The organism is Collinsella sp. AM16-21, assembly GCF_003471905.1.
In the GTDB taxonomy this organism is placed as follows: domain Bacteria; phylum Actinomycetota; class Coriobacteriia; order Coriobacteriales; family Coriobacteriaceae; genus Collinsella.
Window position 1 is genome coordinate 86,580 of sequence record NZ_QRKJ01000004.1, and the last position, 19,767, is coordinate 106,346.

Sequence of the window (19,767 nt, forward strand, 5' to 3'; positions counted from 1 at the left end):
TCCTTTCTTATTGTCTCTATAAAGACGGGACGGGTCTCAACCGAACGTCAGAATCGCATGCGATCCGCAACCGATTGGAAACCCGTCCCTCAACATGATACGAAAGACGAAGGATGTCAATAAAACTTAGAGAAGTTCTTTGCGAGAAGCCAAGTAGGCATGAGCATGGCGCTCAAGAACCTCGTCCTCAACGCTCGTTAGACGAATGGCGCCGAGTGCCGCGGGCAGCGGCAACATACTGCGGTTCGAGCGGACAAACTGCTGCCTGCGGAACTCCTCGATATATGCGGCGGGCTCCAGATCGAAGGCAAACTCCTCGATACCAAAGTCCTCCAAGCAGTCATCGACCTCAAAGACGTGATCGATATCGAAGTCGCAGGCATCATGTGCTAGGCGCGCCTCAAAGCGCATACCTTCGGACAACAGCTGGTAGGCAGGGACCTGCGAAGCGGCATCGCCCAAGCAGGCGCGCAGGGTACGCTCCCCCGTCTTGCCAAAATCGAGCGCATGGCGGGCGCTCGGGTTCGTGGCCATCAGTACGTCCTTGTGGGCAGTCTGAGACCACTGAACGGCATTGACGAGCGCGACCTCCTCGCCAGCGAGAATCTCGGGGACGGTCTCGGTAAACTGATTCCAACGGGACTTGCTGCTCGAAAGCATAGTGCCAACAAGTACCGCATAACCGAGCTTGAGGTCCTCGGGGTCCGCTTCGCGAACAAGTTCGAGGTCACACACGACCAAGCCCGGCTCGGGACGGAACGCGATAGCGGGAAGCGCATTCGCCGACGAGGCGACGAGTGGCTTCATAGTCGTCGCGACCGTGAGCATGGCGTCGAACGTCGTCGGCAGCAAGGCGCACTCGGTGCGACCGCACCACTGATTGGCACACCAGCAAACGACCGAGCAGGTCGCCGTGTCGCCGACAGCGACAACGAGATCGTCGCAGGTAATGCCGTTAGCCGACAGGGCGCCAAAAACGGTATCGGCATCGGCCAGCGTAGCACCGGCAGGCGAAACCTCGAGGACAAGCGGCGACACGGCAAAACCGGCGTCGACCAGCGCATGCTCGACAACCTCGCCAAAACGCTCGGATGTGGCGCTGTTCCAAACCACCATCGCCCGCTTGGGTTTGCCCACAGCCGAGGCAAACATGCGCGACAGCTCCTCGAACGCGCCCAATCCGACGCGGACATCGACACTGCGGTTTTGGAAATTGATAAGTTGACGGCGAATCATAGCAGTCCACGCTCCAAAAGCATCTCGGCACAAAGGTAGGAAACGTCCTCGAAGGACTTGTTGCGAATATCAAGGGTAATATCGGCGGCCTGGCGATACAGCGGACGGCGATGTTCAAACAGGCGCGCAGCATGCTCGGGTGAGCGGAAATCTGGTCGGGTATCGGAGCGGCGAATCTGGCGCAACGAATCCTCAAAGTCGCCTTCGAGGTACACACAGGTACCCATCTTGTGCATCAACTCAATGTTCACCGGCGTCTCGACGATGCCACCCCCGCACGATACCAGCAGGCTGCGCTCGCTTTGAAGCGAACGGAGTGCCGAGGTCTCGAGTTCGCGAAAACGATCCTCGCCCTCGGTCTCAAATATCTCGGTCACCGACTTGCCGCATCGACGCACAACCAAACGATCGGTATCGATGAATCGACGCTTGAACATCGTGCCCACGTTGCGCGCAAGCGTCGACTTGCCCGCACCCAAAAAGCCGATAAAGAAGATATGGTCGCAGCCGTGTTTGATGTGCTGAGACATGGCGAAACCTATTCCTCGCAGGGAAGGTCGCGCAGGGCCCGGCGCTCAAAGATACGGAAGATCTGCGTGTACCACAGGTCCTGGGTTGCCTGCGGCTTAACCAGAATAGTGTCAACGCCGGCAAAGTTACCGCCCCACACGTCCGTGTAAAGCTGATCGCCGATCAGTACGGCCTCGTTAGCCGTGGCCCCCAGGCGCTTAAGACCCGCCTTCAGGGCAAACGGGGCGGGCTTCATGGCATGGCTGATGGCCTCGAGCCCCAGCTCGCGCGCCGACGCCATGACCTGGTCGCGATGCCAGTTATTGGACACCATGCACAGCTTAAAGCCCTTGGCATGGGCGGCCTCGAGCCAAGCGGAGACCGCAGTGGGTACCTGCTCGGTATCACGCGGCACCAGGGTGTTGTCGCGATCGAGCAGAATGGCGCGCTTGCCATCGGCCCAAAGGGTATCGAGGTCGATGCGGTCGACCGAGGCAACATATCGTTTGGGGCTGAAAATCCTCATGTTTAATTCCAAGACTGTTGGTGCTCTTCGTAGGTCTGCGAGAAATACTCCTCGTCCTGCGTAATGTAGAAATACAGGTCATCGGAGTCGGTGGGCTCAAGGGTGGCCTTGAGCGCCTCGAGCGACGGAGAGCAGATGGGCGTGGGCGGCAGCCCCTCATGCTTATAGGTGTTGTACGGACTATCGCTCTGAAGGTCGTCGGCGGTAACCTCGCCGCCGGTGACATACATCATGGTCGCATCGCTATTGAGGTAGCGCAGACCGTCGAGCTTGCCGGCAAGACGGTTGTAAAACACCGAGGCGACATGCGCGCGCTGCTCGGCGTTGAGGCCCTCGCGCTCAACGATGGAAGCGAGATTGATGATATCGTAATCGGACATCTCCACGCCGTAGCGCTCCTTGATCTTGGCCTCGCAACCGGCAAAGTCGAGCGATTTATACTCGGTGTTGAACTGATCGAGCATGGCTCGGATGACATCATCGGCACTTGGGTCCTTGCCCAACGAGTAGGTCTTAGGGAACAGGAAGCCCTCGAGCGAATCGTTCGCAGCGCCTTTCAGGAACGCATAGTCGTTCACATAATTGCTGGCCTTCGCCTGGTTGAGGAAGTCCTCTTTGGAGATACTGTCGTAGGCCTGGGCCACGCGGTCGGCAACCTGGTCGACCGTCAGGCCCTCGGGGATTGTCAGCGCATCGGAGCCGGCATTGGGGCCCTCCATGAGCTGCTGGACGACCTTAGTCGCATCCATCAGCGTCGTGAACGAGTACGTGCCAGGTTTAAGCGACATGTCCGCGTTGAGCTTTTTGACCGCCGCATAGTAATCCTTGGGATTCTCGACAATATGGTTCTCGGAGAGAATCGAAGCGATGCTGTCACCCGAGGCACCATCGGGAATAGTGATAGTAACCTGCTGGCCAGCAGTGACTTTCGCATCCTCACCAGCAAAAAAGCCCTTGACAGCTGGCACGACAAAGAAAACGATCGCGACAAGCGCAAGCACGGCGACGACGCCACCGATAATCATAGGCACCGGGGAGCTTTTCTTTTGGGCACCACGGCGAGCGCGCGTGTTATAGCTCGAGCGCGTAGCCGGAGCAACGCCGTGCGAGCCATGAGTATGATGTGCGTGGGAGCGTGATTGCGGTGCCTGTCCCTGCGTACGCTGGGCAGGAGCCTGCTGCTTAAAGCGGGAACCGCCCGCGGGCTGCGCGGGACGAGCGGCGGGCTGTTGAGCAGTACGCCGAGTAGGTTGAGCCGAACGCTGCGTCGGTTGCATCGGACGCTGACCGGACGATACAGGGCGTGGCGCAGGCTGTCGTGTACAATTCGGCTGGCGCGGATCGAAAGCGCTAGACATGCGAAACCTCCTCGTTTTTACGATCGAGCCATGTCTGCAAGAACAGGCTGGCGGCGATCATGTCGATCTTGCCCCTCATCTGCTTTTCGTTGAGTCCCTGCTCGCGCAGGATACGCTTGGCCTCTTGCGAGGACAGGCGCTCGTCCTCAAACTCCAGCGGAAGATCGAGCTCGTCGGCGATCTTTTGCGCTATGGCGGCAACGCGCTCGGCCTGGGGGCCAGGCTCGCCGGCCATGGTCAGGGGACGCCCGCTTACCAAGATGTCGGGCTCATAGTCCTCGACCAGGTAACGGAACGTCTTGGCCATACCGGTAACCTCAGCGGCCGGAAGCACCTTGACGGGCATCGCCATCTTGCCATCACGGCTCGAGACGGCGATGCCGATCCTGGTCTCCCCTATGTCCAGCGCGAGCGCGACCACAGCGACTACTTAGGCGCCGAGCGCGGTCTTGGCGGCCGCGAGGGCATCGGCGATACCGGCAGCGTTCTTGCCACCGGCCTGGGCCATGTTGGGACGGCCGCCACCGCGACCATCGACCAGACCCGCGATCTGCTTGATCACGTTGCCGGCGTGGAAACCGGCCTTCACGGCGTCATCGGAGCCGGCGGCGAGCAGGGCCGGGGTGCCCTTCTCGGTCACGCTGGCAACGACGCAGGCGACAGGGCCGGCGACCTTCTGGTGCACGGTATCCCAGACGTTGCGCAGGTCAGCAGCCTCAAGGCCCTGGAGCTCAGCGACGACGAGCTTATAGCCGTCGAGCTCGACGGCACCCTCGATGGCGCTGGAGATAGCGTCGGAGGAGCCACCGGTCAGCGCCTTCTTGAGCTTGTTAGACGTCTCGCGCAGCTCGGCCTGCAGGTTCTCCACACGAGCGGGAACCTCGTCAACACGGCACTTGAGCGCAGCGGCAGCGGCGTCAACGAGTGCCAGGCGGTCGGCCATGTAGTCGAGGGCGCCCTTAGAGGTAACGGCCTCGATACGGCGGACGTTCGAGCCCGTGGAGGACTCGGAGATAATCTTGAACAGGCCAATCTCGGCAGTGTTGGCAGCATGCGTACCACCGCAGAGCTCGCGGGAGAACGGCTGGTCCTCGGCGCCCACGGAAACGACGCGGACGACGTCGCCGTATTTCTCGCCAAAGAGGGCGACAGCACCGGCGGCCTTGGCCTCGTCGATGCCCATGACACGGGTCACGACCGGCTTGGAAGCGAAAATCTGCTGGTTAACCAGGTCCTCGACAGCCTTGAGCTGCTCGGAAGACAGGGCCTCGAAGTGCGTGAAGTCAAAGCGCAGGTGCTCGGGCGTCACCAGAGAGCCGGCCTGGGAGACATGCTCGCCCAGTACCTGCTTAAGCGCAGCGTCGAGCAGATGCGTGGCGGTGTGGTTGCGGCGCAGGAAACCACGGCGCTCGGCGTCGAGCGCGGCGGTCACGGTAGCACCGACGGTCAGCGTACCCCCGGCAACGTGCGCGACGTGGGCATACAGGCCGTTGTGGTTCTTGGTGTCGGCAACGGTCAGAACAACGCCCTCGGCGGAAAGCTCGCCGGCGTCGCCCTGCTGTCCGCCCATCTCGGCGTAGAACGGGGTGCGGTCGAGCACGACGTCGACGTCCTCGCCCGCGGCGGCAGACTCGACGGACTCGCCGTTGCGCACGATGGCGACAACCTTGGCGCCCTCGATAACGTCGTTGTCGTAGCCGTCAAAGTCGGTCGCAGCGACCTTGTCGGAAAGCTCGACCCACACGTCGTTGAAGCTGCCCCAGGCATCGCCCTTGGCGTTGGCACGGGCGCGGGCCTTCTGGTCCTCCATGCAAGCGGTGAAGCCGTCCATGTCGACGTCATGGCCAGCGGCGCCCGCGATCTCAACGGTCAGGTCGATGGGGAAACCAAAGGTATCGTGCAGCTTAAAGGCGACCTCGCCCGGAAGCACGGCGCCCTCGGCAAGAGCAGCCAGGGCCTCGTCCAGGTAGACGCGGCCGTTGTCGAGCGTCGTGGAGAAGCGCTCCTCCTCAGAGGCGACGATACCCTTGACGAGTGCGACGTTCTTTAGCAGCTCGGGATAGGCCTCGCCCATCTGAGCGTTGACCTCGTCGATGAACTTGGTCAGGAAGGCGCCCTCGATGCCCAGCAGGCGACCGTGGAACACGGCGCGGCGGAGCAGGCGGCGAAGGACGTACTCGCGGCCCTCGTTACCGGGCAGGATGCCGTCCGAGATCATAAAGTCGACGGCACGGGAGTGATCGGCGATGATGCGCAGCGAGCGGCTGGCGCCGGAGTAATCGTCGGCGTCATAGGTCTTGCCGCTGATCTTCTCACCGAGCTTGATGAGGTGCTGCATCAGATCGCCGTCGTAGTTGGCGGTCTTGTGCTGCATGATGGCGGCCATGCGCTCCAGACCCATGCCCGTATCGAGGTTGCGGTGCGGCAGCTCCGGCATGGAGCCGTCCTCCTGGCGGTCGTACTGGGTAAACACGAGGTTCCAGAACTCAAGGAAGCGGTCACAGTCGCAGCCGGGCTTGCAGTCGGGGCTACCGCAGCCGACCTCCTCGCCCATGTCAAAGTAGATCTCGGAGCACGGACCGCAGGGACCGGTGGGGCCAGCGGCCCAGAAGTTGTCGTCCTCGCCAAGGCGCGAGATGTGATCCTCGGCAACGCCCAGGGAGCGCCACACGTCATGGGTCTCATCGTCCTCGGTAAAGACGGTAAAGTACAGGCGGTCGAGCGGCAGCTTGAACTCCTTGGTGATGAGCTCAAAGGCCCAAGTGCAGGCCTGCTGCTTGGAGACGCCGCCAAAGGAGAAGTCGCCGAGCATCTCAAAGAACGAGAGGTGACGGCCGTCCTCGCCGATGCAGTCGATGTCGTTGGTGCGGACACACTTCTGGCAGGAGATCGCGCCGATCTCCTTCATGGCCTTCTTGCCCTGGTAGTACTCCTTAAACTGGTTCATGCCGGCGTTGGCAAGCAGCAGCGAGGGGTCGTCGGGAACAAGGGACGAAGAAGGATAGAGCTTAAGACCGCGCTCCTCAAAGAAGTTGAGGAACTTGGAGCGGATCTCGGCCGTAGTCATTGACGGGTAGTCAGCACTCATAGAGGGAATCTCCTCGGTTTCACATCGAAACAGTTCAAACGTAACGATATTACCATCCCGCCGCGCAAGTGCAAAAAAGAGGGCCGACATAAAGCCGACCCTACAGCGAAAGTGCACGTTATTTAGGAGTATGCGATGCTTTGAAAAAGGCTACTGTATAATTACATATAAGATTCACCCGGAAGGAGCGATCGATGAAAAGCAAACGATTTGTCCTGAATGCACTTCTGGTTGTAGCACTTTTAGCGCTTTTGGCTTTCTCCTGCTGGTACGCAAACCAACCAGCATTTGGCTACGTATTGTATGCAGTAATGTCCGGCGATAAAGCCTATTACACTCTACGCGCAATTGACGTTCTCTTTTTCTATGTAGCCGGCCCCTTATCAATCGCTTTGCTCGCGTTTCTTGTCATTTACAACTTCAAGAAACGCTAGCGGTGCCTATTTGGAATCCGAATCGTCCATGGAGCCGTCGATGCCGGTTTTGGTATCGTCGTCCGAGTTGGAGTCATCGTCCTTGGCGAAGGGATTCTTGAAAAAGCTCGTCGCATCGGGCTGCAGGCCCGAGAGCTTGATCCAGGGATTCTCGAGCTCGGGCTTGGGCATCGCCTGGGCCTCGGGCGCGGTCTCGTTGCCGATGAGCTCGGACTCGTAAATGAACGTATCGTCTCCAAGCGCGTCGTAGGCGGCGACCGGGTTGCCCTCGGCATCGCGATATGGCGTGCCCTTAAATACAGCGCCGTCGTATGCCACGAGCTGGCGACCGGTCTCGTTCTCAAAGTAGTAGACGAAAATGCCCTTGAGGGCCGCGCACAGCGGAATGGCGATGACCATGCCGATGGGACCCATAAGTGCCGAACCAATAACGAGGGCCGTCAGGCTCATGATGGGATGCACCTGCACCGAACTCTGCATGACCTTGGGGGAAATGACGTTATCGGTGACGTTTTGAGCCACCATGGTCACAACGAGCGTCCACAACGCCAGCATGGGGCTGAACATAAAGCCGAGCACCGTGGCGATAGCCGCGCTTACCCAGGGACCGACAACCGGGACCAAGTGCATGATGCCGGTAAAGATGGCCATGAGTGCCGCGTAGGGATGGCCAATGAGCGTAAAGCCGATAAAGGCGAGGATGCCACCGCAGATGGACGTCACGACCATGCCGCGCATATAACCGCCGACCGAGCGCGAAAGAATCGCGACCATAAAGCGGTACGAGGTCTCTTTTTCCTGTCCGATGATGGTACAGACCTCGTGGTGCATACGGGGATAATCGCAGGCAAGCCAGTAGGCAAGCACCAAACCCAGGAAGATTACGAACAGCTGCGAGGCCGTGTTGGTGATCAGCGGGAACACGCCGCGACCGAGCTCAGCGGCGATTTGCGATACGTACTTGGACGCCACAGTAACCAGCGAGGACAGATTATCGTCCAGGTACTCCTTGAGCGGCGTGTTGTTGAGCGTCTTAGCGTGCGAAATCATCTCGTTGAGATCACCGCCCGCAACGCGAAGCTGCTCAGGCAGACGGCTCAGGACTTCCATAATCTGACCGAGCAAAATAGGCGACAGGATGCAGACGACGCCGACGAGCACTGCCACAACCACGATCAGCGCGATGAGCGAACCGATGCCACGACCGACGCCGTGATGCTCGAGCCAGTTAGTGATCGGCGACATCACAAAAGCGATGATGGAACCGACAGCGAGAAACTCGATAACCGGCGCCAGGATACCCATAAGGTTAAAGATGACGGCTGCGATGACAATGCAGCCAACGACAGCCCAAATGCGAAGCGTCAGAATACGAGTATCACGCAGCGTGCGGTCGGTTTGTTGGGGGTGCTCAATCATGAACGAACCATCACTCCGTCGGGGTCGATCTTGTCCTGTATCTTCTTAAGGGTACGGCGCAGCAGGCGCGAAACCTGCACCTGCGAGATACCCAGCTTCTTGGCGATCTCGATCTGGGTCATGCCCTTCACAAAGCGCAGCTCGATAACCTCACGCTCACGCGGCGAGAAATCGCGGATGGCTTCCTCGATCACCAGGCGGTCATCGGTAAAATCGAGCTCGTTGTCGTCATCGGCATAGCGGTCGAGAATCGAGGGGGCATCATCGGAATCGGACGCGCCAGGAGCCTCGATGGGCACCGAGGTATAGGCCGAAGACGATTCCATGGCCTCCAGCACCTCGTCGACGGTCACACCCAGGTACTCAGCGATTTCTTCAACCTTAGGCGAGCGCTGCAACTCATTGGTGAGCTTGTCGGTGGCCTGGTTGACCTTGGCAGAAAGCTCCTGCAAACGGCGCGGCACGCGCACGCTCCAGCCCTTATCACGGAAGTGACGCTTAATCTCGCCCAGGATGGTAGGCGTGGCAAACGTCGTGAACTCGAGTCCGCGCTCGGGGTCAAAGCGGTCGATAGCTTTGAGCAAACCCAGATAGCCGACCTGCATGAGGTCGTCGAGCGGCTCGCCGCGGTTCTTAAATTTGTTGGCAAGAAACCTTACCAGGTTCATATGGGACATGACGAGCTGCTCACGTGCGTCCGGATCACCGGTCTCTTTGTAGCGACGAAACAGCTCGCGGGTTTTCTCCTTGTCCCAAGCGGTCTTACCGCTCCGGGAACGTTCGGTCATATTAGATATCCGCCTTGAGGTCGAGGGAAAGCGTCAGGGGCGCCGCAGTCTTTTCGTAGGAATCGCACACGCTTGCCAGAATGAGCTCGGCATACACGGCAGCCTGATCATCCTCATCGACAGTCGCCTGGTCACCAAAGGTAAAGGTCATGCCCACGTGCGATTCGTCGACGTCGAATTTGATCGAAATGTCGTCAGAATCAACGGCCGTGCAGCCAAAGATGAAGGCCTCCTCGGCAGCCATACGGATATCCTCGATGCGATCGACGGACATAGAGCACAGCGCACCGACATTTGCCGCCGTCATGCGCACAAGGCGCGCCAGACGCGGATCCCCGGCAACAGTCAGCGTGATGGGGCAAGTTGCTTCGCTACTCATCGCAGGACTCCTCGGAGGTCTCGGCGGGCGTATAGGTGTAATACTGAGCAGGCTTGGCTGCGGGCTTCTGAGCCGCATCCGCACCATCGGCGGCCTCGTCCTCAGCCTCACCAATCAGAACGCGCTCGATAGGCTGCTCGGCCTCGGTGGCGGCAGCGGCGAGCTTGCGATCGGCGTCGGCTGCAGGAGCCTTCACCTTATTGAAAAGCTTCTGCACGGCGCCAGCAGCAGAATCAGTCACGCTCGACACAGCGTTGCTTGCCTCGGCCATGGTGCCCGTGACCTCAGAGATGTCGCGAACGACCGCCTCAACCTCAACGAGGTTGGACGTCAGGGCGTCAACGGCAGTCTTGCTCGACTTAAGCAGCGGCTCCATCTGGGCAAGTGCGGGCGTAAGCTCGTCAACGGCACCATCGAGCTTTGCCACCACAGGCTGAGCCTCGGCGATGGTGTTGTTAAGGTCGCTCACGGTCTTATCGAGCGAATCAACGACGGTGCGGGTCTTTCGCAGTGTGAGCGCGAGCTCGATAACAGCCCACACACCGGCAACGGCGAGCAGCAGCAGGGCGATTTGAATGGGACTCATACAAGCCTCCCGAAGGAATCGAAATACAGACGCTGTTCATGGTACCCCAAAGAAGGGGAAAGATACCCAAAGGGGATGTGCGAGGTGCCAATGACCTACTTGGGCGCATTGCCGCTACGGTCGCGCTCGCTTTGCTCTACGCGCCACTCTTCCCAGCCGCGGCCGGCAGGCTGCCAAAACGCACCGCGCTCCAACCCCTCGGGCAAATAACGCTGATCGACCCAGCCTTCGGGATAATCATGCGGATACTTATACACACCGTATTCGTCGCTGCCCGGGCGATGACGATCGCGCAGATAACTCGGCACCTCGCGGAGCCCACTTGAATGGATATCGGCCAACGCCGCATCGATCGAAGCCTCGCACGCGTTGGATTTAGGCGCCAAGCACACATAGAGAGCAGCCTGAGCCAGATTAATACGGCACTCGGGATAGCCAATGACCTCGGCAGACTTAAACGCGGCATGCGCCACCAAAAGCGCCTGTGGGTCGGCGTTGCCAACATCCTCAGAAGCCTGAATCATAATACGACGAGCGATAAACTTAGGATCCTCCCCCGCGTCAATCATGCGCGCGAGCCAATAAATCGTGGCATCGGGGTCGCTACCGCGCATAGACTTAATAAACGCACTGATGATGTCGTAGTGCATGTCACCGTTTTTGTCGTACGAAAAGCCACGGCGCGGATTGGCAATCTTCACGTCGTCAACAGTGATGGGATAGCGCTCCCCCGCCGCCGGCGCGGGCGTTCCCTCGGTATCGGGGCGCGTGACGGCAATCTCGCTCGCAAGCTCAAGCGTCGTGAGCGCCGATCGAGCGTCACCCGCTGCCAGTGTGCAAATGGTCTTAACCGTATCCTCATCGGCCGAGAACTTACCGTTCAAACCCTGCGGCGCCTCGAGCGCACGCTCAATAAGCGTGGCGATATCCTCGTCTTTAAGATGCTCAAGTTCCACCACGCGACCGCGCGAGAGCAATGCCGAGTTGACCTCGAAGTACGGATTCTCCGTCGTGGCGCCAATCATAATGACGGTACGGTTCTCAACTGCATGCAGCAGGGCATCCTGCTGCGACTTGGAAAAGCGATGAATCTCATCGATAAAAAGAATGGTGCGGCGGTCGTACGTATTCAGGCGCGTCTTAGCCTCGTCGATCACGCGACGAAGATCCTTTACGGTGCCCGTCACAGCGCTGACCTCGACAAACTCGCTCTTAGTATGGTTGGCGATAATATGTGCCAGCGTCGTCTTGCCCGTACCGGCCGGCCCATACAAAATCACACTCGACAGCACGTCGTGCTCAATCGCGGCACGCAACCACGAACCCTTACCGACGGCCTTTTGCTGGCCCACATACTCGTCGAGCGAATTGGGCCGCATGCGCACCGCAAGCGGCGCATTCTGAAAGGAACGCTCGCGCGTCGAAGCAGAAAAAAGGTCGTCCATAGCCATCCCGTGCGTCAATCAAAAACGTTTTCCACCAACAGTATACCGAATAAATACGAACTACCGTTCGTTAATATAGGTACGGTGCGGAAACTTCAATCCCGGGAACAGCTTGCTCGTAAGCTCGCAGAAATAGCCGTCCGTCATGCTCGCGATGTAATCCACCACCGCTTGATCCTTGTCGTCCTGCCAGGCATAGGTGCGATCGTAGTAGAAAAGCTGCCGCTCAATGCGAGAAATGTGGTGCTTAAAGATATACGAAGACTCGTCGCCTTCGTTTATATCCTGCAGGCAACGGTCGTAGAGCTTTTCGAAGGCCTCGCGCAGCTCCGCTTCGGAGTCGCCTTCAATGCCGCCCTTGCTATAGATCTTCTCGTAGTTCTCGCGCTTGGCTCGGCGGATCTCCTCAAACAGGTCCTCGCTCATCTCGATGCGTGGCTTACCATAGCTGTGCTCGACGATATCGATGGAGGCATGCGTAAGGATCCAGCTGTTGTATGCCCCGCCCAGGTCATCGTCAAAGGCGTCGGGTGACAGCAGACCCGCCGAAATGGCGTCTTGGCGATCGCGCCCCACGTAGGCAAGGATATCCGAGATGCGAACCACGCAGCCCTCGAGCGTCATGGGGCGCAGGTGCTCAATTGCGCTGTAACCTGTGGCAATGCAATCCTCAACCGTAAGGTCGAACTGGTCAAAGGAGCTCATGTCCGAAAGCTCAAACACACGCTGTTCGTACTCACCGTTGTGGCATAGCACGCCGTCGAGCGTCTGGAGCGACACGTTGCGGCCGTACAGCGCGTCGAGCACGCGGACCGACTGCACGTTATGGAAAAAATAACGACCCGTGCGCTCGTGATAGATATCGTTGAGGAATCGCTCACCGGCATGGCCAAAGGGCGTGTGGCCCAAGTCGTGGCCTAAGCCAATCGCCTCGATCAGATCGCAGTTGAGCCCCAGGGCACGTCCGATATCGCGCGCGATGCGCGAAACAAGCTGCACGTGCAGGCCGCGACGCGACAGGTCGTCGTTGCTGCGAAAACTAAAGACCTGCGTTTTGCCTGCATAACGGGTGTATGCGGGCAGATGCAAAATCTTTTCGGTATCGCGCATAAATGCCGGACGCATGAGCGTGCCCACATCTGCGGCTCGATCGAAGCGTCGAATGACCTGGTCGTCACCACATTGATAGGGATTAACGACACCTGAGCCGCGGTCGGCGGCGATACGCCCGACCAACTCGGGCGACAACGCCGCGGGAATGCGATCCATACGCGCCTTAATGGCGGCTGTCTGTTGATTGGTTGCCATGGCATGCTCCTTAAAAAGGGCGCGCAAACGGTTACAGCGTACTACCCACAACCTCGATTATGGCAAATATCGGCACCAAAAACGGCAGCAATGGCAGGGAGCGCGATTTTGCGATGAGACAGGCGGCGGCAAGGGCCAGGAGCGCAGCCGCAAACGCGACGATACCACCCAAGGGATCGAAGGTACAAAGGGCAAAGAGTGCCTTGGCGTCCCCCATACCAATGCCGGGAGCGTGGCGAACACGACGCCAGAGCGACTCAGTAAGCATAAGGGCAAGGTAGGCGATGGCAGCAAGACCGGCATGGTCAAGCGCAGTGTTAACGCCCTTGTCGAGCCAAACGCCTGCAAACGCCGCCACCGCACACGCGCCGGCAAGCTGATTGGGAAACCGTCGCTCACGGGCATCAATCGCCGCGCCGGCAAAGATGCAAATCCAAAACGGAATATAGACCATCTAACACCTCCTTGGGCAGCAGCTCAAACGCAAAAACCACCACAAAGGTGCCTGTCCCCTTTGTGGTGGTTTTGATCGTGGTTATTTGGCGCCTTGCATGACCTCGTCAAGGGTAACGCTCACGGCGTGCTGCGTCGGCACCCAGTCGACCTTCAAGAACAGTGCTGCCACCGTAATGGGGATATAGCTGAACATAAAGATCGGGAAGGTAAACAGGTTGGTCACCAGACGCCACTTTTGCGCGCAATGAATGTGCTTGTACTCAAAGATGGTCGTGAGCAGCGCCAGGATAAAGAACGTCTGATACATCATGGCGAAGGTCATAATGAGAGAAGCGGCACACGCCTGCATCTCAACCTCGGTGGCCAGGAAGCCGTGCGAAAGACCGCCCACAATCAGGAACGTGGCATTGGCGAGCATCGAGATCAGAGATAGCAACATACCCGGGGCGATCGTCATAAACATGTCGTAGGCGGCAAAGCGATGGTAGCGAAAGGTCGATTTGACCAGGTGCTTACCATACGTAAAGAACACCTGGTAGAAGCCCTTGGTCCAGCGCATACGCTGCTTCCAGGAAGCCTTAAACGTCACGGGCTGTTCGTCAAAGAACTCCGCCGGTGCATAGCCAATGCGAATGCCGTGAATGGCGCAGAACGTGGTGAACTGAATATCCTCGGTCAGCGTATGGAACTGCCAACCGTGCATGCCCTCGATCACGCTCGCCGAGATAAGGTAACCCGAACCCGAGACAGCGCAGGACGTCTTGCAGATATTACGCGCGTTGTTGAGAAAGCGCGCCTCTCGCAGATACCACGTAGCATTAGCCGCCGAGATCCACGAGCTGCCGAAGTTCTTGGAGTTGCGATAGCTCGTGACCACATGGAAGCCCTGATCAAAGGCATCGTTCATCTTGGAGACGTAATCGCGGGCGATGACGTTATCGGCATCGAAGATAAAGTAGCCTTCAAACGTATCGGGATACTCGTTAAGGATGCGGTCGAAGCCAAAGTCCATGACCCAGCTCTTGCCCTTGCGGGCAAGGTCATTGCGCTCATAAACGACAGCGCCCGCCTCGCGCGCGAGCTGCGCCGTGTTGTCGGTGCAGGCGTCGGCGACCACAAAGACCTCGATAAGCTCGGACGGATAATCCTGGTCCTTGATGGAGCGAACGAGGTTGGCGATTACGGCCTCCTCATTATGCGCCGCGATAAAGAAGGCATAACGATGGAGTTTTTTGGCCTTGGGAGGCGCGACCTCGCCACGAAGAGCGCCAATGACAAAGAAGACCACCTGGTACAGGAAGCAGACCGTGAGCAGCGTGACGACAATCTGGTTGAAGATCACGATGGGTGTGTTGGTTTGTAAAAAGGCGAGCATGCAGGCTCCCAGCAACGCATTACGTAAACAACCGTATATCTTACCGCAGGCTTACCGAGTTCAAGAAACCACCTAATACTGGCTAGGCTTCGAGCAGGCCGAGCTGCGGGACGATTTCGTCACCGGCGGCAGTGCGGCCGAGCGAACGCGAGGCCAGGTCATCCAGAACCGCGGCAAGGTCCCACGGCAGCTCGTCACGACACTCAATGCGCTCCCCCGTCACGGGATGGTCGAACGCCACGTGCCAAGAATGCAGGAACTGCCTGGTCAGGCCCTGATCGGCGCGTGCATCGCACTTACCGTAGAGTGGATCGCCCACGCAGGCGTGGTTGATATGGCGCATATGCACACGAATCTGATGCGTGCGGCCGGTAAACAGATGGCACTCGACGAGCGTGTAGCCGTCGTCAAAGCGCGTGGAATCAAAGCGCTCGAGCACCTTGAAAGTCGTGATGGCCTGGCGCGCAAAGGGGTCATCGGAAACCGCCATCTTGACGCGGTCGCGCGTCGATCGGGCAATGCCGGTGTTGATGGTGCCCTCGTCCATGGCGATGTGCCCGTGAACAAGTGTGATATAGCGACGGTCGAGCGTACGCGTGCGGATGAGATTTTGGAGCGCGCGCTGGGTGTCGTCGTCCTTTGCCGCAAGCATGAGACCCGAGGTATCGCGATCCAGGCGATGCACAATACCGGGGCGGTCCTCGCCCTGCACGGTGCCCAGATGGTCGATACCGCAGTGATAGACCAGGGCATTCGCGAGCGTACCGCTCTCATGACCATGCGCAGGATGGCACACCAGGCCGCGCTGCTTGGAGAGTACAATGAGATAATCGTCCTCATAGCGAATGTCGAGCGGGATGGCTTCGGGAATCACGTCAGTCGGATCGTGCGGCTCGGGAAGGTCGACCGAGATGCGGTCACCGGAGCGCACGGCATACTTTTTTGACAGGCAGGTCTCGCCGTTGACGGCAACGGCACCGCCCTCGATCAGATGCGCACAGGCAGAGCGCGTGGGACAGCCATCGTTGGCACCCAGATAGGCGTCAAGACGCTGACCAGCGGAATCGTCGGCAACGAGAATATGGATGTCGGCCATTAGCGCTCATTCCTTTCGCGAATCTTGCGGGCACGCTCCCCACGCTGCTTAGCTTTGCGTTTGGCTCGGGCCTCGTCACGGGCGTTGAGCTCGGCAGTCGCATCGACCTCGCGAGCGGCGGGACTCAAGAACATGTAACCAATGAGCGCCAGCACGACGCCGACCGTAATGCCGATATCAGCCACGTTAAAGACAGGAAAGTCGATGAACGTGGTGGCAATGAAATCGGTCACGAAGCCAAAGGCGAGGCGGTCGATCGCGTTACCGATGGCGCCGCCCGCAACCATAGCCATGCCTACAACCTCAAGATGGGCGAGCTGGGGCGCACGAACGAGGTACACGGCAATAGCGATAATGACCGCCAACGCCAGCACGGCAAACGCGATGCCATGCCCCTCACCCATGCTAAAGGCGGCTCCGATATTGCGAACAAACAGGAAATCGATCACGCCGGGGATAACGGTCATATGCAGGGCATCGCCCACGGAACGAACCGCAAGCTTGGTCAGCTGGTCAACGAGCAACACAACGAGCGCCACGCCACCAGCAACACCCAACCGCCAACGCAAAGGCGGCGTCATATCCGCACCACGACCCAAAGAAATCCCCTACCCTCAAAAATCGAATTACGTTTAATGCAAAGAACCATCTTATATTGCCATACGCTGAACGCACGACATATACACCAACGCAAGCGAAATAACCAGCTAAAAACGAAAGCGGCATCCCGAAAAACAGAATGCCGCTTGAATGTGACACAGGTAGTCAATGGGGACGTTCTTGTTAGACTAGTCGTTTAAGAACGTCCCCAACGACTAGTTCAGCGCCTCCGCGCAGCGCTTACAGATCTGCGCGTGGCCGTTGTACTCGCCGACGGTGGTGCGATAGTTCCAGCAACGGTCGCAGCACTCGCCCTCGGCAGCCTCGATGGCAACGGAGAGCTCCTCACCCTGGGTCAGCTCAACATCGGAGACGATGTAGAACTCGGCCAGGTCGACCGCCTTGTCGCCGGTCAACAGCGCATACATCTCAGCGGGAACGACCGCCTTGACACGGACCTGCTGGCTCTTGGTGAAGGTGCCGGCGGAGCGGGCATCCTCAAGGGCCTTGGTCACGGCGCTACGGAGCTCGAGCGAAGCCTCGAGCACGCCCTCGAACTCATTGGCCTCGTCGACCGTGATGGGCGACTTGTACCAATCGAGCAGCGCGGCGTACTTCTGGTGGTCGACGCAGCCGGCGGGCGCATAGGCCATGGCCTCATCGACGGTGTAGGACAGGATCGGCTGCAAATCGCGCATGAGCATCGAGAAGAGCTCGGCGAGCACGGTCTGGGCGCTGCGGCGCTCGAGCGAGCCGGGCTTTTCGCAGTACAGACGGTCCTTCAGGGCGTCGAGGTACACGTTGGAAAGCTCGGTAACCACGAAGTCGTAGAGCGCACGGTAGGCGCGCGGGAACTCGTAGCTGGCGTAGGCATCGTCGACCTCGGCCTGAACCTGGGTCAGACGGGCAACCATGAGCTTGTCGAGCGGCAGCAGGTCGGCAAAGGCGACGCCGTCGGTCTCGGGCTCAAACTGACCCTCGAGCTCGGAGAGCAGGAAGCGCAGCGTGTTGCGGAAACGACGGTAGGCATCGGACGTACGAGCGAGAATCTCGTGGTCGATGGAGACATCGGAGCTGGTATCGACCGAGGCGACCCACAGGCGGATGATGTCGGCGCCCATCTCGTCGCAGACCTTGTTGGGGTCGATGACGTTGCCGAGCGACTTGGACATCTTGCGGCCCTGACCGTCGAGCGTGAAGCCCTGCGAGACGACTGCCTTGTACGGAGCATGGCCGTTGGCGCCCACAGAGGTGAGCAGCGAGCTCTGGAACCAACCGCGGTGCTGGTCGGAGCCTTCGAGATACACGTCAGCCGGGTACTCAAGCTCGGGGCGATACTCGCAGACGGCCTTCCAGGAGACGCCGGAATCCCACCACACGTCGAGGATGTCCTTATCGGCCTTGAGGTGATGGCCGCCGCACTTGGGGCAGACGCAGGCCTCACCCAGGTAGCTCTCGGGAGCGTCGGTGAACCAGGCGTCGGAGCCCTTCTCGTGGAAGAGCTTGATGACGGCGTCGAGCGTGGCATCATTCATGACCTTCTCGCCGCAGTCGGCGCAGGTGTAGCTGGGGATAGGCACGCCCCAGTTGCGCTGACGGCTGATGCACCAGTCGGGACGCTGCTCGACCATGGCACCGATGCGGTTGGCCGCGTGGGCCGGATACCACTTGACGTTCTCGCGGACCTCTTTGCCAGCCTGCTCGCGCAAACCGGTCTTGTCCATCGAGACAAACCACTGGTCGGTAGCACGGAAGAGCACCGGGTGCTTGCAGCGCCAGCAGTGCGGATAGCTGTGCGTGATCTTCTTCTCGAGAACCAGGGTGCCGCGCTCGCGCAGGAACTCGATGATATGCGGGTTGGCCTCATCGGTATCCATACCGCTGAAGGGACCACCGGTGCCAAACTCCTCGCCGGTGTAGAACTTGCCGTCGTCATCGACCGGCATGCAGATGTCGGTGATGCCCTCCTTGAGGCAGGCGAAGTAGTCGTCGACGCCGTGGCCGGGCGAGTTGTGGACGATACCGGTACCGTCGTCGACACCGACGTAATCGGCCAGCAGCGCCACGCCCTCAACGCCGTCAAAGATCGGCTGCTTGTAGTGGATGTGGTGGAAGGTCTCAGCGGGAACCACATAGGGCTTGCCGGCGACCATAACCGGGGTGTACTCCCAGCCAAACTCCTCGCAGCACTTGGGAGCCAGGTCCTCGAGCATGACCTCGGCACGGCCATCGTGCTCAACGGCGACATAGGCGGCGCCGGGCTTAAGGGAAACGGCCTGGTCAGAGGGGATGGTCCACGGCGTGGTCGTCCAGATGATAAAGTCGACCGGACCGTCGAAGTTCTCTAGGCCGGCGGGCTTGGAGGTCATCTCAAAGCGCACGAAGATGGAGGGGCTCGTCTCGTCGGAGTACTCAATCTCGGCCTCGGCCAGCGCGGTGTGGCAGTGCTTGCACCAGTGAACCGGCTTGTGGCCGCGATAGATCATGCCCTTATCGAACATGGCCTTGAAGACCTCGATGTCGGCGGCATCGTGCTGGTGATAGAGCGTCAGATAGGGGTTATCCCAGTCGCCGAGCACGCCCAGACGACGGAAACCGGCCTTCTGCAGCTCGATGTTCTCAACAGCGAACTCGTTGCAGAGCTCACGAATCTTGGCCGTGGGGGTCTGGTTGAACTTCTCGGTGCCGAGCTTCTCCTCGACCTTGTGCTCGATCGGCTGACCATGGCAGTCCCAACCGGGGACATAGGGAACCTCATAGCCCTGCATCATCCAGTAGCGGTTGATCATGTCCTTGGAGATCTTGTTCATGGCATGGCCGATGTGGATCGGACCGTTGGCGTACGGAGGACCGTCGTGCAGCACAAACTTCTTGTGACCCTCGTTCTTCTTCAGAACCTGCTCGTAGACCTTGTTGTCCTGCCAGTCCTTGAGTCGCTTGGGCTCGGACTTGGAAAGACCGGCACGCATGGGAAAACCGGTCTTGGGCAGATTCATCGTCTGCTTGTACTCGTTTGCCACGGTACCCCTTTCATGTCGTGGGCGCGCACGCCCGTTGGGCACCAAAAAAGCGCCCGTCCCTACAAGCTGGGACGAAGCGCCACAAATCGAGCTGTACGCTCGCAAAAGCTCTTCGCTTAACCACCCAGCTTAGATGCCCTCGC

At 59.3% G+C, this 19,767-nt stretch carries 18 protein-coding genes; 1 reads left to right on the top strand and 17 read right to left on the bottom strand.

Annotated elements, in window-relative coordinates:
* Positions 1 to 126 precede the first annotated feature (126 nt).
* From DW180_RS03410 to alaS, 6 genes are all read right to left on the bottom strand, one after another.
* Entirely contained in the window at positions 127 to 1,236 is a 1,110-nt protein-coding gene (locus DW180_RS03410; RefSeq protein ID WP_118237436.1) for a 3-dehydroquinate synthase, read from the bottom strand.
* Positions 1,233 to 1,766, bottom strand: a complete 534-nt coding sequence (locus tag DW180_RS03415; RefSeq protein ID WP_118237438.1) for a shikimate kinase — start codon at positions 1,764 to 1,766, stop codon at positions 1,233 to 1,235. The genes DW180_RS03410 and DW180_RS03415 overlap by 4 nt, the downstream gene beginning before the upstream one ends.
* An 8-nt stretch (positions 1,767 to 1,774) precedes the next feature.
* Positions 1,775 to 2,272, bottom strand: coding sequence for a YqeG family HAD IIIA-type phosphatase (locus DW180_RS03420; RefSeq protein WP_118237440.1), 498 nt, complete (start codon positions 2,270 to 2,272; stop codon positions 1,775 to 1,777).
* Positions 2,273 to 2,274: 2 nt separating this feature from the next.
* A complete protein-coding gene (gene mltG / locus DW180_RS03425) occupies positions 2,275 to 3,297 on the bottom strand; it encodes an endolytic transglycosylase MltG (RefSeq protein ID WP_118237442.1) in 1,023 nt (340 codons plus the stop codon).
* A 325-nt stretch (positions 3,298 to 3,622) separates the two neighbouring features.
* Positions 3,623 to 4,051: a Holliday junction resolvase RuvX gene (gene ruvX, locus DW180_RS03430; protein WP_118237444.1), complete on the bottom strand. Its 429-nt coding sequence runs from the start codon at positions 4,049 to 4,051 to the stop codon at positions 3,623 to 3,625.
* A 9-nt stretch (positions 4,052 to 4,060) separates the two neighbouring features.
* The gene (gene alaS / locus DW180_RS03435; RefSeq protein WP_118237446.1) at positions 4,061 to 6,718 is read right to left on the bottom strand and encodes an alanine--tRNA ligase; all 2,658 of its coding nucleotides are present in this window, start codon (positions 6,716 to 6,718) and stop codon (positions 4,061 to 4,063) included.
* A gap of 194 nt (positions 6,719 to 6,912) precedes the next feature.
* Here alaS and DW180_RS03440 point away from each other — a divergent pair, with 194 nt between their 5' ends.
* Positions 6,913 to 7,152, top strand: coding sequence for a hypothetical protein (locus DW180_RS03440; protein ID WP_118237448.1), 240 nt, complete (start codon positions 6,913 to 6,915; stop codon positions 7,150 to 7,152).
* A 6-nt stretch (positions 7,153 to 7,158) separates the two neighbouring features.
* Here the strand turns inward: DW180_RS03440 and DW180_RS03445 are convergent, their stop codons facing one another.
* The 11 genes from DW180_RS03445 to ileS form a co-directional block, all read right to left on the bottom strand.
* On the bottom strand, positions 7,159 to 8,571 hold the full coding sequence (locus DW180_RS03445) for an AI-2E family transporter (RefSeq protein WP_118237450.1): 1,413 nt from the start codon (positions 8,569 to 8,571) through the stop codon (positions 7,159 to 7,161).
* A complete protein-coding gene (locus DW180_RS03450; protein ID WP_118237452.1) occupies positions 8,568 to 9,359 on the bottom strand; it encodes an RNA polymerase sigma factor SigF in 792 nt (263 codons plus the stop codon). Before DW180_RS03450 ends, DW180_RS03445 begins: the two co-directional genes overlap by 4 nt.
* 1 nt (position 9,360) lies before the next feature.
* On the bottom strand, positions 9,361 to 9,738 hold the full coding sequence (locus tag DW180_RS03455; protein WP_022094590.1) for a hypothetical protein: 378 nt from the start codon (positions 9,736 to 9,738) through the stop codon (positions 9,361 to 9,363).
* Positions 9,731 to 10,324, bottom strand: a complete 594-nt coding sequence (locus DW180_RS03460; RefSeq protein WP_118237454.1) for a hypothetical protein — start codon at positions 10,322 to 10,324, stop codon at positions 9,731 to 9,733. The genes DW180_RS03455 and DW180_RS03460 overlap by 8 nt, the downstream gene beginning before the upstream one ends.
* 95 nt (positions 10,325 to 10,419) lie before the next feature.
* The gene (locus DW180_RS03465) at positions 10,420 to 11,769 is read right to left on the bottom strand and encodes a replication-associated recombination protein A (protein WP_118237456.1); all 1,350 of its coding nucleotides are present in this window, start codon (positions 11,767 to 11,769) and stop codon (positions 10,420 to 10,422) included.
* 60 nt (positions 11,770 to 11,829) lie between these two features.
* Positions 11,830 to 13,077 (bottom strand): deoxyguanosinetriphosphate triphosphohydrolase family protein, encoded by a 1,248-nt coding sequence (locus DW180_RS03470; protein ID WP_118237458.1) that lies wholly within the window; start codon positions 13,075 to 13,077, stop codon positions 11,830 to 11,832.
* 31 nt (positions 13,078 to 13,108) lie between these two features.
* Positions 13,109 to 13,531 (bottom strand): prepilin peptidase, encoded by a 423-nt coding sequence (locus DW180_RS03475; RefSeq protein WP_118237460.1) that lies wholly within the window; start codon positions 13,529 to 13,531, stop codon positions 13,109 to 13,111.
* Between the two features lie 81 nt (positions 13,532 to 13,612).
* A complete protein-coding gene (locus DW180_RS03480; RefSeq protein ID WP_117765675.1) occupies positions 13,613 to 14,908 on the bottom strand; it encodes a glycosyltransferase family 2 protein in 1,296 nt (431 codons plus the stop codon).
* Positions 14,909 to 14,990: 82 nt separating this feature from the next.
* The gene (locus tag DW180_RS03485; protein WP_118237462.1) at positions 14,991 to 16,004 is read right to left on the bottom strand and encodes an RluA family pseudouridine synthase; all 1,014 of its coding nucleotides are present in this window, start codon (positions 16,002 to 16,004) and stop codon (positions 14,991 to 14,993) included.
* Positions 16,004 to 16,603 carry a signal peptidase II gene (lspA, locus tag DW180_RS03490; RefSeq protein ID WP_233545168.1) on the bottom strand — a complete coding sequence of 200 codons (600 nt, stop codon included), beginning with the start codon at positions 16,601 to 16,603 and terminating at the stop codon, positions 16,004 to 16,006. The genes DW180_RS03485 and lspA overlap by 1 nt, the downstream gene beginning before the upstream one ends.
* A 216-nt stretch (positions 16,604 to 16,819) precedes the next feature.
* On the bottom strand, positions 16,820 to 19,600 hold the full coding sequence (gene ileS / locus DW180_RS03495; RefSeq protein ID WP_369831516.1) for an isoleucine--tRNA ligase: 2,781 nt from the start codon (positions 19,598 to 19,600) through the stop codon (positions 16,820 to 16,822).
* Between the last annotated feature and the right edge of the window lie 167 nt (positions 19,601 to 19,767).

Bases quoted from the DNA above. Each gene is read 5' to 3' on its own strand.
- DW180_RS03440 (WP_118237448.1), top strand. From the start codon at position 6,913: ATGAAAAGCAAACGATTTGTCCTGAATGCACTTCTGGTTGTAGCACTT.
- DW180_RS03450 (WP_118237452.1), bottom strand. From the start codon at position 9,359: ATGACCGAACGTTCCCGGAGCGGTAAGACCGCTTGGGACAAGGAGAAA.
- mltG (WP_118237442.1), bottom strand. From the start codon at position 3,297: ATGATTATCGGTGGCGTCGTCGCCGTGCTTGCGCTTGTCGCGATCGTT.
- DW180_RS03470 (WP_118237458.1), bottom strand. From the start codon at position 13,077: ATGGCAACCAATCAACAGACAGCCGCCATTAAGGCGCGTATGGATCGC.
- DW180_RS03475 (WP_118237460.1), bottom strand. From the start codon at position 13,531: ATGGTCTATATTCCGTTTTGGATTTGCATCTTTGCCGGCGCGGCGATT.
- alaS (WP_118237446.1), bottom strand. From the start codon at position 6,718: ATGAGTGCTGACTACCCGTCAATGACTACGGCCGAGATCCGCTCCAAG.
- DW180_RS03420 (WP_118237440.1), bottom strand. From the start codon at position 2,272: ATGAGGATTTTCAGCCCCAAACGATATGTTGCCTCGGTCGACCGCATC.
- DW180_RS03445 (WP_118237450.1), bottom strand. From the start codon at position 8,571: ATGATTGAGCACCCCCAACAAACCGACCGCACGCTGCGTGATACTCGT.
- DW180_RS03480 (WP_117765675.1), bottom strand. From the start codon at position 14,908: ATGCTCGCCTTTTTACAAACCAACACACCCATCGTGATCTTCAACCAG.
- DW180_RS03410 (WP_118237436.1), bottom strand. From the start codon at position 1,236: ATGATTCGCCGTCAACTTATCAATTTCCAAAACCGCAGTGTCGATGTC.
- ileS (WP_369831516.1), bottom strand. From the start codon at position 19,600: ATGAATCTGCCCAAGACCGGTTTTCCCATGCGTGCCGGTCTTTCCAAG.
- DW180_RS03485 (WP_118237462.1), bottom strand. From the start codon at position 16,004: ATGGCCGACATCCATATTCTCGTTGCCGACGATTCCGCTGGTCAGCGT.
- DW180_RS03455 (WP_022094590.1), bottom strand. From the start codon at position 9,738: ATGAGTAGCGAAGCAACTTGCCCCATCACGCTGACTGTTGCCGGGGAT.
- DW180_RS03415 (WP_118237438.1), bottom strand. From the start codon at position 1,766: ATGTCTCAGCACATCAAACACGGCTGCGACCATATCTTCTTTATCGGC.
- DW180_RS03465 (WP_118237456.1), bottom strand. From the start codon at position 11,769: ATGGACGACCTTTTTTCTGCTTCGACGCGCGAGCGTTCCTTTCAGAAT.
- DW180_RS03460 (WP_118237454.1), bottom strand. From the start codon at position 10,324: ATGAGTCCCATTCAAATCGCCCTGCTGCTGCTCGCCGTTGCCGGTGTG.